Consider the following 12,748-nt stretch of genomic DNA (forward strand, 5'->3'; position numbering starts at 1 on the left):
GTATATATGGTCTAGTTATATCTATAATCCTTTTATTCGCAAATCCATGGGTATAAAAAGTTATATAAAAATATTTTCAAATTTACAATTGGGAGGTGTTTGGTCATCTCCTAAATGTAAGTTTTAGGGTTTGTCAAGAGGAGGAATAGTTATGGATTTCAAACCAGTAGTAATCATATCATGGGAATTATTATTCCAGATTATAAATACAGTTATACTATTCTTAGTATTGAAAAAAATATTATTCAAACCAGTTCTAAATATAATTGAAAAAAGAGAAAATATGATTCAAGAGGATTTAGCAGCAGGTGCAAAAGCTAAGAATGAAGGTATAGCTTTAAAGAAAGAATATGAAGAAAAAGTTAGCATAGCAAAAGAAGAAGGTAGAGAGATTATCAGACAGGCTACTGCTAGAGCCGAAGAAAAATCTAACCAAATAATTTCTGATGCACAAGCTGAAGTAGTTTCATTAAAAGCTAAAGCAAGTAAGGATATTGCTCAAGAAAAAGAACAAGCTATTGCTGAAATCAGAAATGATATATCAGATATAGCTATACTAGCAGCATCTAAAGTATTAGAAGAAGATATAGATAAATCTAAACATGAAGATTTAATCGAAAAATTTATAAAAGAGGTAGGGGAAGCTAAATGATAGATGTAATAGCTAACAGATACGCTGAAGCTCTATTTCAAATAGGTGAAGAAGAAAATAAAATCGACCGCCTATATAATGAACTAAAAGAAGTATCTTCTCTAATTACTACAAATAAAGAATTAAATAATGTTATGAAGTCTCCATTAGTATCAAAAGCTGAAAAAATTCAATTAGTAGATGCATTATTTGCAGGAAAAATAGACAATGATCTAAAGAACTTTTTCAAGGTTTTAATAGAAAAAGGAAGAATTAATTCTTTAAAAGCAATAGAGACTACATACAAGGAATTGCTAAATGAAAAGAACAATATCTTAGAAGGATATGTAATAAGTGCAGTTCCTATGTCAGATGTGAAAATAAAAGAGCTTGAAGGTGAGCTTTCTAAAAAATATAATAAAAATGTTACTTTAGAGAACAAAGTTGATAAGAGTGTCTTAGGTGGAGTCTTGGTAAGACTTGGTAATACTGAAATAGATGGAACAATAAAAACTCGTCTAGATGGTTTAAAAAATCAACTTTCTCAAGTAATTTCGTAGGAGGGCGGTGAACCCATGAACTTAAGACCTGAAGAAATCAGTTCTATAATTAAACAACAAATAAAGAACTATGATAATAAAATAGAATTAACAGATACAGGAAGCGTCCTAAAAGTTGGGGATGGTATAGCTACAGTTTATGGACTAGAAAATGCTATGTCAAGTGAATTACTTGAATTCCCAGGAGAAGTATTTGGGATGGCTCTTAACTTAGAAGAAGATGTTGTCGGTGCCGTTATATTCGGTGATGACAGTGGAATCAAAGAAGGAGATATAGTAAAGAGAACTGGAAGAATAGTTGAAGTTCCAGTTGGTGAAGCTATGATAGGTAGAGTTGTAAGTCCACTTGGTTTACCTATAGATGGTAAAGGACCAATAGCTACAACTAAAACTAGACCAGTTGAAACTAGAGCACCTGGTATAATGGCAAGAAGATCAGTTTACGAACCATTACAAACAGGTATAAAAGCTATCGACTCAATGATACCAATAGGTAGAGGTCAAAGGGAGCTTATAATAGGCGATAGACAAACTGGTAAAACTACTATAGCTCTAGACACAATCTTAAACCAAAAAGGTCAAGATGTTATATGTATATATGTTGCTATAGGACAAAAACGTTCAACAGTAGCACAATTAGTTAACAAATTAGAAAAAGGTGGAGCAATGGATTACACTATAGTTGTTTCTGCAACAGCTTCAGAATCTGCACCACTTCAATACTTAGCACCATATGCAGGAGCTGCAATGGGTGAAGAATTTATGTATAATGGAAAACACGTTCTTATAATATATGACGATTTAAGTAAACAAGCAGTTGCTTACAGAGAAATGTCATTACTACTTAGAAGACCACCAGGACGTGAAGCATATCCAGGGGATGTTTTCTATCTACATTCAAGATTACTAGAAAGAGCAGCTAAATTATCTGACGAATTAGGCGGAGGATCAATGACTGCTTTACCAATAATAGAAACTCAAGCAGGTGACGTTTCTGCATACATACCAACAAACGTTATATCAATCACTGATGGACAAATTTACTTACAACCAGAATTATTCTATTCAGGTGTAAGACCAGCAGTTGACCCTGGTATATCTGTATCAAGAGTTGGTGGGGATGCCCAAATTAAAGCTATGAAAAAAGTTGCTGGTACATTAAAACTTTCTTACTCTCAATATAGAGAGCTTGCATCATTCTCTCAATTTGGATCTGACTTAGACGCAGATACAAAGAGAAGACTTGATCAAGGTGAAAGAATCGTTGAAGTTTTAAAACAAGGCGAAAATGCACCTCTTAAAGTTACAGACCAAGTTATGATAATATTTGCTGTTACAAATGGATTTGTAGATGATATACCAGTTGAAGCATTATCTAAATTTGAATCTGAATTATTCAAATTTATAGATGCTAATTATCCTCAATTAAGTGAAAAAATAATGGCAAATAAGGATTTCACAACTGATTTAAGTTCAGCAATAAATGAATTTAAAAAGACATTTGTTGTTGAATAAGGGTCCTTTTTAAAAAAGGAGGTGAACTAATTGGGAGCTGGAATTAAAGAGATTAAAAATCGTATAAACAGTGTTCAAAGTACGCAACAAATTACAAAAGCTATGGAATTAGTCGCTTCATCTAAAATGAGAAAAGCTAAGGATAGAGCTCTAGCTAGTAGACCATATTTCAATACAATGTACGAAACAGTTAAGGATATAGCTACTAACACAAGAGGTGTTAGAGACGTATTTTTAAAACAAAGAGAAGTAAAAAACAGATGCTACATTGTAATAGCTGGGGATAGAGGTTTAGCTGGTGGATATAACTCAAATATATTCAAGCTTACAACTGCTCATATGGATGGAAGACAAGAAAAAGTTATAGCATTAGGTAAAAAATCTGTAGAATTCTTTTCAAAGAAAGGTTACGATTTATTAGTATCTCAAGATAATGTAGAAAATTGTGATTACGAAAAAACATTAGAAATTGCAAATACTGCAATGGATTTATATAAAAAAGGTGAAGTAGATGAAGTGTACATTTCTTATACAGAATTCGTATCACCTCTAGTACAACGTCCTAAATTAATAAAAATTTTACCATTAGTTTTTGAAAAAGATGATACAGAGGTAAAATCAAAAGAAGAAGGAAGAAAAGCTAGAGTTCAATATTTACCATCACCAGAGGCTGTCCTAAGTTATATAATACCTAAGTACGTATCAGGAATTATATATGACGGTGTGATAGAATCTTTTGCATCAGAACAATCAGCAAGAAGAAATGCGATGAAATCTGCAAGTGATAACGCAGACGAAATGCTTTCTACTCTAGAATTAAGTTACAATAGAGCTAGACAATCTTCAATAACTCAAGAAATAACAGAAATTGTTGGTGGAGTTGAAGCTCTAAAATAAGGAGGTTAGGAAATGGCCAACGTAGGTAAAATAGTACAAATCGTAGGGGTTGTACTAGATGTTAAATTTGATAATGAACAAAGCCTACCTAATTTATTAAACGCGTTAGTTATAAAGTTAGGAGATAAAGAAATAGTAGCCGAAGTTGCACAACATATAGGTGATGATACAGTTAGATGTATAGCAATGAGTGCGACTGACGGATTAGTAAGAGGTATGGAAGCTGTTGATACAGGTAAACCAATAGCTGTACCAGTTGGAAACCAAACTTTAGGAAGAATATTCAACGTTCTTGGTGAACCAGTTGATGGTGAAGCTGCACCAAAAGACGCTCCTAGAGAACCAATACATAAGCCAGCTCCAGAATTCAATGAAATAGCAGATAGTGCTGAAATGCTTGAAACTGGTATAAAAGTAGTTGACTTATTAACTCCATACCTAAAAGGTGGTAAAATCGGTCTATTCGGTGGTGCCGGAGTTGGAAAAACAGTTCTTATACAAGAGCTTATAAATAATATAGCTAAACAACATGGTGGTATATCAGTATTCTCAGGTGTTGGAGAAAGAACAAGAGAAGGTAATGACTTATACTTCGAAATGAAAGAATCTGGAGTTTTAAATAAAACAGCTCTAGTATTTGGACAAATGAATGAACCACCTGGAGCAAGAATGAGAGTTGCATTAAGTGGTCTTACAATGGCTGAATACTTTAGAGATCAAGAACACCAAGACGTTTTATTATTCATAGATAATATATTCCGTTTCACTCAAGCAGGTTCAGAAGTTTCTGCGCTTTTAGGACGTATGCCTTCTGCTGTTGGATACCAACCAACACTTGCTACAGAAATGGGTGCATTACAAGAAAGAATAACATCAACTAAACAAGGGTCAATAACATCAGTTCAAGCAGTATATGTACCTGCCGACGACTTAACTGACCCAGCACCAGCTACAACATTCACTCACTTAGACGCAAAAACAGTTCTTTCAAGATCTATATCTTCATTAGGTATATATCCAGCAGTTGATCCACTTGAATCAACTTCTAGAATACTTGACCCTAATATAGTAGGTAAAGAACATTACGAAGTTGCCAGAGGAGTGCAATCTATACTTCAAAGATATAAAGAATTACAAGATATAATCGCTATACTTGGTATGGATGAACTTAGTGACGAAGATAAATTAATAGTTGCTCGTGCTAGAAAAATACAAAGATTCTTATCTCAATCATTTACAGTTGCAGAACAATTTACAGGTATTCCAGGTAAATATGTTCCAATAAAAGAAACTATAAGGGGATTCAAAGAAATACTAGAAGGTAAACACGATGATTTACCAGAATCTGCGTTCTTATTTGTTGGAACTATAGATGAAGCTGTTGAGAAAGGGAAGGAGTGTTAGTCTATGGCAAGCCAATTTGCATTAGAAATAGTAACTCCTGAAAAAATCTTTTATAATGATGAAGTTGAAATGGTAATAATGAGAACTACAAAAGGTGATAGAGCTATTTTGAAAGATCATATACCATTTGTAGCAGGATTAGTTGAAGGACAACTAAGAGTAAAAAAAGATGGTAAATTCAGAGAAGGTAAAATTTCTGGTGGATTTATCACTGTTAATAAAGAAAAAACAACTATATTAACAGAAGCTGCTTCATGGGATGATGAGGCTAAAAAAGAAACATTATAGGATATAATGAATATATGAGGAGTTATCGAAAATAGTTTAGGGCTAAAAAGATAACTCCTTTTAAAATTTTGAGAGGTATTGGTTATGAATATACTTGGAATAGGTATAGATATTATAGAGATTGATAGAATAGAAAAAGTTCTGGAAAGAACGCCGAGATTTTTAGAGAGAAACTTTACTGAGAAGGAAATAGAATATTTTAAAGCAAATAACCTTAGAAGTGAAAGTATAGCTGGCAATTTTGCAGCTAAGGAGGCTATAAGCAAGGCTATAGGCACAGGGATAAGGGGTTTTAACCTAAAGGATATAGAAATTTTAAGAGACGATTTAGGAAAGCCAATTGTAAATACATATAATAATTTAAATGATATTTGCATAAAATATAGTGTTAAAGAAATAAAGGTTAGTATATCTCATAGCGAGAACTATGCAGTAGCTAACTGCCTAATAATTACTGAAGACTAAAAAATAAAATCAAATAAAGAACTAATTAAAATAATAATTTACCACTAACCTGAATATTAATATAAAAGAAAAGAAGGGAAGTGGTATATGTGTTTAAACGAAAATCAATAGCACTATTTATCCTATGTATGTGTATAATACTGTCTTTAATAGGATGTAGCAAAGTAAAACAGCAAACCAAAGAAGAGATATATTCTGATTTTCAAAAGAAAATAAATTATATGACATCGTATACATGTACAGCAAATATAACTGCCATTAACAACAAAAGTGAAAGTAAATACATAATAAATCACACCTATAAAAAACCATCGTATTACAAACTAGAAATAGTAGCACCAGAAAATCTAAAAGGAAAAACAATAGAATACTATGAGAATAAAATTGTAATTAAAAATCAAAGTTTAGGAGATGTTATAGAACTACCTAAAGTAGGTAATAATAAATTATATCTATTTGTAGGAGATTTTATACAAGATTACGCACGAAAAGAATCTGTCAGAATGAACTTTTACAGTGGAGATCTATTAGCCTTAGAAATAGACATACCAGAGAATATTTATTTCAGCGAGCAAATATTGTATATAGATAAAAAGACTAAAAATCCTGTAAAAATGGAAATACTAGATAATGAAGGCGAGAAAAAATTTATTGTAGAATATACCGATTTTGAGAGTAAAAACTAAATACTTATAAAAATAATCTAGATAACATAGCTTCTAAAAATTTTACAAGAATCTCATTAATACAATTAAGCTAATAACCAGATTAAAATAATTTGTTTTATAACACATAGAGAAGGGTAGTGTAAATAAAAATAATGAAAAGAATACTATTAACTAGATTGTATATTGATATGTGTTAAATGGTAAGAAATGCAATTTTACATTCGTGCATCTATTTGTTAAAATTAGAATAGATAGTATTCCTAGGAGGCGGTTTTGTGAACAATAAAAACAAAGAAAAAATTGTATTTACTTTGCCAGAGGGGATTTTATCTGAAGTAGATAAAATTATTCAAATGGAAAATAGTAATAGAGAGGATTTTGCAAATGCTGCATTTCAATTTTATATAACTCAAAAGAAAAAAATAAGTTTAAAAGAAACTATGATAAAGGGTTATAAAGAAATGGGTAAAATTAATCTTTCATTAGCTGAGTTAGGAATGACAGATGAGATTTCTTTGGATAATAATTCTGAAGGAGACATGGCAAAAGTTGAGTAATCTCAACTCTGAGATAAGACGAGGAGACTTATACTATGCTGATTTAAGTCCTGTAGTTGGCTCGGAACAGGGAGGAGTTAGGCCTGTTTTGATAATTCAAAACAATATCGGAAATAAATACAGCCCTACTGTAATAGTGGCGGCAATAACATCGCAAATCAACAAAGCTAAATTGCCTACACATATTGAAATAGCTGCCAACGAGTATGGATTAAATAAAGATTCTGTTATTCTCTTAGAGCAGATTAGAACGATTGATAAAAAGAGGCTTAGAGAAAAGATAGGTTGTCTAGATAAGAGTATGATGCTAAAAATAGATAATAGCCTTCAAATAAGCTTAGGCTTATTTAATATCTAAAAGACTATTGATTGTATATTTTCAATAGTCTTTTTTGCTATATAAAAACATAAAGATTAAAAAATAATTTTAATAGTGATATAATAAGAAGGAATTGGTACTATAATAGTATTATATAGTTATATCAGTTTAAAATTAGGAGGTAAATCGCATGAGAGATCATAAGGGATTAAATGAGATTGCAAGTATCATCAGAAAAGATATAGTGACTATGATACATGGCGCAAAATCTGGACATCCAGGAGGATCTTTATCAGCTGTTGAAATTTTAACAGCGTTGTATTTTGATGAGATGAACATCGATCCAACAAATCCTAAAATGGAAGATAGAGATAGATTTGTTTTATCTAAGGGACATGCCGCACCAGTTTTATATGCGACTTTGGCAGAAAGAGGTTTTTTTAATAGAAAAGAATTAGATGGATTTAGGAAACTTGGATCCATGCTACAGGGACATCCTGATATGAATAAGATTCCAGGAGTGGAAATGTCTACAGGGTCTTTAGGCCAAGGATTTTCGGTGGCTTGTGGTATGGCTATGGCTTCTAAGCTGGATAGTGCACCATGGAATGTATATGTATTATTGGGCGACGGCGAAATACAAGAAGGTATAATATGGGAAGCAGCTATGAGTGCATCTCATTATAAGCTTGATAATTTAATTGCATTTTTAGACTACAACGGCCTTCAAATAGATGGAAATATAGAACAGGTTATGAATGTAAATCCAATAGAAGGAAAGTTTAAAGCTTTTGGATGGAATGTAATAACAATAGATGGTCATGATTACGATCAAATATTTGCAGCCTTAGATATAGCAAAAGCTACAGTAGGTAAACCAACTATGATAATTGCTAAAACTATAAAGGGTAAAGGAATTTCTTTTATGGAAAATGAAGCTAAGTGGCATGGAAGTGCTCCAAGTGATTCAGATTTACAACAAGCTTTATTAGATTTGGGAGGTGCTTGCCGTGAGTAATATAGCAACGAGAGATGCTTATGGAAAGGCTTTAGTTAAATTAGGCGATTTAAGAGAGGATATTGTGGTTTTGGATGCTGACTTGTCTAAATCTACAAAAACAAGCGAGTTTGCAAAAACGTTTCCAACAAGATTTTTTAATATGGGTATAGCAGAACAAAATTTAATTGGAACTGCTTGTGGTATGGCTACAGCTGGAAAAATACCTTTTGCGAGTACATTTGCGATGTTTGCTACAGGTAGAGGCTTTGAGATAATAAGGAATTCTGTCTGCTATCCGAATTTAAATGTGAAAATATGTGCAACACATGCAGGTATAAGTGTCGGTGAAGATGGTGCATCACATCAAAGCGTAGAGGATATAGCGATAATGAGAGCAGTACCTAACATGACTGTACTAGTTCCATGTGACGCTGTTGAAACAGAAAAGATGATATTTGAAATAGTCAACCACAAAGGACCAGTATATGTTAGATTAGGAAGAAGTGCAGTACCTCAAGTATTTGGGGAGGATTATGATTTTGAACTAGGAAAAGGTGTAATTCTCAGAGAAGGTGCAGATGCAACTATAATAGCTTGCGGAATTATGGTAAATGAAGCTATTAACGCGAGTAAGCTGTTGAAATCAGAAGGAATAAACGTCAGAGTAATAAATATGTCTACAATAAAGCCTATAGATGAGGAATTAATTATAGAATCTGCTAAAAGAACGGGTGCAATCGTAACAGTGGAGGAGCACAATGTAGTTGGTGGATTAGGTAGTGCAGTAAGTGAGATTGTATCAGAGAATTATCCGGTTTTAGTTAAAAAAATAGGTATAAATGATGTTTTTGGACAATCTGGAAAACCAAAACAATTGATGGAGGAATATGGTTTAACTGTAGAGAATATTATTAATAAAGTAAAAGAAGCTATTAAAGCTAAACAATAATTATAAATTAAAAATAAATAGTAATAAAATCAAAGCTGATTATAGTATAAAAAGATATAGATTTATGTATAATCAGTTTTTTTTATTTAAAATTTAGAATAGGCAAAAATTAACACTCATATATTTAAATATATGGAGGTGTTGCAGTTGAATGTAAAATTTAATATGAAGGGTATGATTTACGGCATTTTTTTAATTATATTTGTATTAGCCGGATTTATAGTTTTGCCCAAGATGTTTGTAGAAGATATAAAGCCTGTAGATTACGTGTTAGTGCAAAGGGATTCGATTCCCGATAAAATATTAGATATGATGGATGATTACATAGACCAAGAGAGAGCTTTAACTATTATGATAGATGATAAAGTTTATGTTGTAGTAACTAGAGGACAAAATAATGATTATGGAATAGATGTAAATAAAATTAGTATCGAAAATAGAGAGGGTAAACAGGTTATGAAGGTAGAGATTATATACAAGGAGAAAGAAAATGCATATCCTTTTGTAGTTTTAGAAACAAATATCAAATCTTTGCCGGATAAAGTTGAGCTTGATAAGGAATACATAGACGATAATAAAAATAAATAAGGTTTAAAAGTATATAAAAACAAAAAGAGAATGAATATATTTAGATATAGTATCATTCTCTTTTATAGTAGTCTATTTTTTATTAGGTGTTAATATTCTAGTTTCAGTTACTATGTAATCAAGTTGAGCATCGTGATCTTCTTTAGGTACTTCAGGGAAAATTTGTAGATCAAAAGCTATACCTACAGTAACAGCGTCATCTCTTAATTTTTCTATAAATCTATCGTAGTATCCGCCGCCATATCCTAATCTATAACAATCTTCACTATAAGCAGATGCAGGAACTATAACTAAATCTAAGTCTTTAACATCTAGAGTAGGAGCATCAGGCTTTGGCTCTCTTATGTTGTAGGCTCCTATTTTGATACCTGTTTCTAAATCAGTTATTTGAGCAGGTATTAAAAGTCTATCTTCTACAATAGTTATAGGAGATGTTACCGTTTTTCTAAGAGATATTAATTTATTGATTAAATGGTCAGTAGCAACTTCATTTTTAAAATCTAAATAAAGCATAATATTTTGAGCATTTTTTACACAGTCCATTTGAAGTAATTTTTCTGTGATTATATCTGAGTTTTTTTCAATAAATTCTTTATCTTTTGCCATTCTTGCTGCAATTACTTTTTTTCTAAATTCTTTTTTCATAAAATCTACCCCTTTATATATATGGTATAATATTGAAGATATAATTAATATCCTTACTATAAATTTTAATATAATTTGTTAGTTTAAATCAACAAATTTAGTAAATAGTAATAAAAAGGGTAAAATATCATATAATAGTAATAGTTTATTTAAAAGGAGAGGTAGAATATATGTCAAAGAAGAAGTTGTTTATAGGAGCTATAATTATAGTTATTGTAACAGTAATTTGTACAAATTTAGTTCAAATTTTTCTATTAGATGGAGTATTTATATCTAGAAATTTATATGAAAAATTTGAAAAAATAATGGCTCTAGAAAAAATTATAGAAAGTGATTATTACCAAGATGTAGATGAAGATAAATTAATATTAGGAGCTGAAAAAGGACTAGTACAAGCATTGGAGGATCCTTATTCAGAATATTATACAGAAGAAGAATTTGCTCTATTAAAAGAACAAACACAAGGCTCTTTTACAGGTATAGGAATTTATATGACTGGTAATGATAAAGATAATATAGTCGTTCAATCTGTAATAAAAAATTATCCAGCAGAAAAAAGTGGCTTAAAAGCAGGAGATATTATTTTAAAAGTAGATGGAGAAGCAGTAAAAGCATCAGAATCTACTAAGGCATCTAGTAAAATAAAAGGAAAGGCAGGCACATCAGTAGTTTTAACTATTCAAAGAGGCGATAAAACATTTGATGTGACAGTTAAGAGAGAAGAGATAATAGTTGAAAGTGTTAAAAGTGAAGTAAAAGAAGATAATATAGGGTATGTACAAATAACTTCATTTGACAAGAATACATATAATGAATTTAAAGAGCATGTAAGCTCTTTACAAAAGAAAAATGTAAAATCACTAATAATAGATCTTAGAGATAATCCAGGTGGATTATTAGATGTATGTGTAGATATAGCAGACTATTTACTAGGAGAAGGTACAATCGTATATACTAAAGATAACAAGGGTGATACTCAATATTATAAATCTGATGCAGATAAAATTGATTTGCCTATAGTAGTATTAATAAACGAAAATAGTGCTTCAGCTTCAGAAATTTTAACAGCAGCTATAGTAGATAATAAGGCAGGAATAGCTCTCGGCACAACTAGCTATGGTAAAGGTCTTGTCCAAAGTGTAAAAGAATTCAAGGATGGAACAGGATATAAATTAACTACAGCTCAATATTATACTCCAAATGGAGATTATATAAACAAACAAGGTATTAAGCCCGATATAGAAGAAAAAGATAAAGACAAGCAATTAGATAAAGCTATAGAATACATTAAAAATAAAAAATAGGGTTAAATTATCGATTTATATTTTGAATGAAAAACAGATTAAAAAAATATTTTATGTAAGTATTTTTGAAGTGTTTTTGATTTCTTTTGTTACTGAATTAAAAAAAATAGACTTTTTTAGATAATTTGTTAGAAAATTGTTTTAAAAAATGAAGGAAATTATAGTCTAATATAGAATATCTATAAATAAGTTAATAATTTATATTTGGGAAGTGAATTTTATGAAAAAAACTAAAGCAAAAGTTGTTAACATTCAAGATTATAAAGACAAAAAGAAACAGTTAGAAGTAGATAGAAATGAGCTTATAGCTCTTATTAAGCAAATAGTGACATCAAAATAGGGAGTTTTATACTCCCTATTAGAATGTGAAAATAAAAAACAATATATGTTTTTTGAAAAATGTATATTATTTTTCATTATTTAAAGTATCATTTTGTTCTAAGAGTATTTAGATAATCTTTAAATTGCATAAATTGAGTTTCATCTTCAAATTGAATTTCCTTAGAATCTTCATTATCAAAGTTTTTCAAATAGACTAATAGATTATTTTCTTCAGAGTTATAGTATATACATCTGTAGCCATCTTCATATAAGTTTTTTACACTTTCGAAATCATACATATGAATCACCCTTCTTTAAATTAATAGATTATTTTTATTATGTTGTATTTAAAGCTATATATACGTAAAGATTTAATGTATAAAAAAATTGAAAAAATATAAAAAAAGTATTGACGATATAATTTTATGGTGGTATTATATTACTTGTCCTTGAGAGAGGGACAGAGATTTAAGAAAGTTATTAAAGAACTTCTTAAAAAAATGGTTGACAAGGTTTTGAAACTTTGTTAAACTAAACAAGCTGAAACGAGCAAATGAACTTTGAAAATTAAACAGTAGGTTAAATATAAACTTTAATTCACACGAATTAAAACCAACAAACCAAGCCAGATATTCGA

The 12,748-nt window shown here is 30.6% G+C and carries 16 protein-coding genes; 14 read left to right on the forward strand and 2 right to left on the reverse strand.

All coding sequences use genetic code 11. From position 1 onward, the window contains the following. Positions 1–151: 151 nt before the first annotated feature. The 13 genes from atpF (at position 152) to SPD90_RS07945 (ending at position 9,841) form a co-directional block, all read left to right on the forward strand. Positions 152–652: a F0F1 ATP synthase subunit B gene (gene atpF, locus SPD90_RS07885; RefSeq protein WP_320924863.1), complete on the forward strand. Its 501-nt coding sequence runs from the start codon at positions 152–154 to the stop codon at positions 650–652. Then, a complete protein-coding gene (locus tag SPD90_RS07890) occupies positions 649–1,191 on the forward strand; it encodes a F0F1 ATP synthase subunit delta (RefSeq protein ID WP_320624797.1) in 543 nt (180 codons plus the stop codon). Before atpF ends, SPD90_RS07890 begins: the two co-directional genes overlap by 4 nt. Positions 1,192–1,206: 15 nt before the next feature. Then, positions 1,207–2,706: a F0F1 ATP synthase subunit alpha gene (atpA, locus tag SPD90_RS07895; protein ID WP_320624796.1), complete on the forward strand. Its 1,500-nt coding sequence runs from the start codon at positions 1,207–1,209 to the stop codon at positions 2,704–2,706. A gap of 30 nt (positions 2,707–2,736) precedes the next feature. Then, positions 2,737–3,603: an ATP synthase F1 subunit gamma gene (gene atpG / locus SPD90_RS07900; RefSeq protein WP_320624795.1), complete on the forward strand. Its 867-nt coding sequence runs from the start codon at positions 2,737–2,739 to the stop codon at positions 3,601–3,603. 12 nt (positions 3,604–3,615) lie between these two features. Then, positions 3,616–5,007 carry a F0F1 ATP synthase subunit beta gene (gene atpD / locus SPD90_RS07905; RefSeq protein WP_320624794.1) on the forward strand — a complete coding sequence of 464 codons (1,392 nt, stop codon included), beginning with the start codon at positions 3,616–3,618 and terminating at the stop codon, positions 5,005–5,007. A gap of 3 nt (positions 5,008–5,010) precedes the next feature. Continuing rightward, a complete protein-coding gene (locus SPD90_RS07910) occupies positions 5,011–5,295 on the forward strand; it encodes a hypothetical protein (protein ID WP_320624793.1) in 285 nt (94 codons plus the stop codon). 84 nt (positions 5,296–5,379) lie between these two features. Beyond that, positions 5,380–5,760 carry a holo-ACP synthase gene (gene acpS / locus SPD90_RS07915; RefSeq protein WP_320624792.1) on the forward strand — a complete coding sequence of 127 codons (381 nt, stop codon included), beginning with the start codon at positions 5,380–5,382 and terminating at the stop codon, positions 5,758–5,760. Positions 5,761–5,849: 89 nt separating this feature from the next. Further along, a complete protein-coding gene (gerS, locus tag SPD90_RS07920) occupies positions 5,850–6,446 on the forward strand; it encodes a germination lipoprotein GerS (RefSeq protein WP_320924864.1) in 597 nt (198 codons plus the stop codon). 257 nt (positions 6,447–6,703) lie between these two features. Then, a complete protein-coding gene (locus SPD90_RS07925) occupies positions 6,704–6,985 on the forward strand; it encodes an antitoxin (protein ID WP_290691538.1) in 282 nt (93 codons plus the stop codon). Next, positions 6,933–7,343 carry a type II toxin-antitoxin system PemK/MazF family toxin gene (locus SPD90_RS07930; protein WP_320924865.1) on the forward strand — a complete coding sequence of 137 codons (411 nt, stop codon included), beginning with the start codon at positions 6,933–6,935 and terminating at the stop codon, positions 7,341–7,343. Before SPD90_RS07925 ends, SPD90_RS07930 begins: the two co-directional genes overlap by 53 nt. 151 nt (positions 7,344–7,494) lie before the next feature. Then, the gene (locus SPD90_RS07935) at positions 7,495–8,322 is read left to right on the forward strand and encodes a transketolase (protein ID WP_320924866.1); all 828 of its coding nucleotides are present in this window, start codon (positions 7,495–7,497) and stop codon (positions 8,320–8,322) included. Beyond that, on the forward strand, positions 8,315–9,253 hold the full coding sequence (locus SPD90_RS07940) for a transketolase family protein (RefSeq protein ID WP_320924867.1): 939 nt from the start codon (positions 8,315–8,317) through the stop codon (positions 9,251–9,253). The genes SPD90_RS07935 and SPD90_RS07940 overlap by 8 nt, the downstream gene beginning before the upstream one ends. Positions 9,254–9,391: 138 nt before the next feature. Further along, positions 9,392–9,841: a hypothetical protein gene (locus SPD90_RS07945; protein WP_320924868.1), complete on the forward strand. Its 450-nt coding sequence runs from the start codon at positions 9,392–9,394 to the stop codon at positions 9,839–9,841. Positions 9,842–9,913: 72 nt separating this feature from the next. On the opposite strand, the gene SPD90_RS07950 is transcribed toward SPD90_RS07945, so the two are convergent. Beyond that, positions 9,914–10,486 (reverse strand): 5-formyltetrahydrofolate cyclo-ligase, encoded by a 573-nt coding sequence (locus SPD90_RS07950; RefSeq protein ID WP_320924869.1) that lies wholly within the window; start codon positions 10,484–10,486, stop codon positions 9,914–9,916. 170 nt (positions 10,487–10,656) lie between these two features. On the opposite strand from SPD90_RS07950, the gene SPD90_RS07955 reads away from it, so the two are divergent. After that, on the forward strand, positions 10,657–11,790 hold the full coding sequence (locus SPD90_RS07955) for a S41 family peptidase (protein WP_320924870.1): 1,134 nt from the start codon (positions 10,657–10,659) through the stop codon (positions 11,788–11,790). Positions 11,791–12,218: 428 nt separating this feature from the next. On the opposite strand, the gene SPD90_RS07960 is transcribed toward SPD90_RS07955, so the two are convergent. After that, positions 12,219–12,410, reverse strand: a complete 192-nt coding sequence (locus SPD90_RS07960; protein WP_320924871.1) for a hypothetical protein — start codon at positions 12,408–12,410, stop codon at positions 12,219–12,221. Between the last annotated feature and the right edge of the window lie 338 nt (positions 12,411–12,748).

The sequence above is a fragment of the Intestinibacter sp. genome (assembly GCF_034113885.1).
In the GTDB taxonomy this organism is placed as follows: Bacteria; Bacillota; Clostridia; order Peptostreptococcales; family Peptostreptococcaceae; genus Intestinibacter.